2 protein-coding genes are annotated in these 577 nt (G+C 54.9%); both read left to right on the forward strand.

The annotated features are described in order from the left end of the window. Positions 1 to 264: hypothetical protein (locus E5W87_RS35545; protein ID WP_292408660.1), on the forward strand; the 264-nt coding region annotated here is incomplete at its 5' end. Further along, positions 254 to 577: hypothetical protein (locus E5W87_RS35550; RefSeq protein ID WP_292408663.1), on the forward strand; the 324-nt coding region annotated here is incomplete at its 3' end. The genes E5W87_RS35545 and E5W87_RS35550, both read left to right, overlap by 11 nt.

Here is a 577-nt window from a genome sequence, read left to right on the forward strand (position 1 = left end):
GTTGACAATGTCCGCCGTTCGGATTGTCACCGGCTGCGCGAAGAGGTGCTGGATGTCAACACGGTAGTTATCTTCTATAGGAAACATAACCCAAAGTTTGATCCGCGATTTTATCGCTGCACCGTCTGGCTTGAGATTCCAGAATACAGGAACCGGAAATCGGATTGCGTGAGCGTTGGTCCTGTCGAGGTTGTAGAGATAAAAATACGCTGGTCCTATCGGACGGACATCAAGGCACCAGTGATAGCCCCGGATGAACGCTGAGATTCTGTCGATCGAAGGACAAGTCTGCCTTCATCGCCTCTTCGTGGATTCATTCCAGAAGTCCTGCAGTGAGGCATGGCGAAGGTCTTCCTCGCCCCTGAGGTGCTTCACGCGGGCTTTGATGCTTGGCTTGACCTACTGCGTTGCCGGCCGCCTTGGCATGTCTTTGGGCGGTGGCCCGGCATGTTCCTGGACTCTTTTCCAAAGTCGTTCCCGCATCTCGCGGTTGACGCTCACGAACGCACCTGTCGATCCCGATGAGGTTGCCGAGGACAAAGAATCTGAGCACCTGACGTTCCCCCTCCCTGGGAAG

This window comes from Mesorhizobium sp. (assembly GCF_004962925.1).
Lineage (GTDB): Bacteria > Pseudomonadota > Alphaproteobacteria > Rhizobiales > Rhizobiaceae > Mesorhizobium.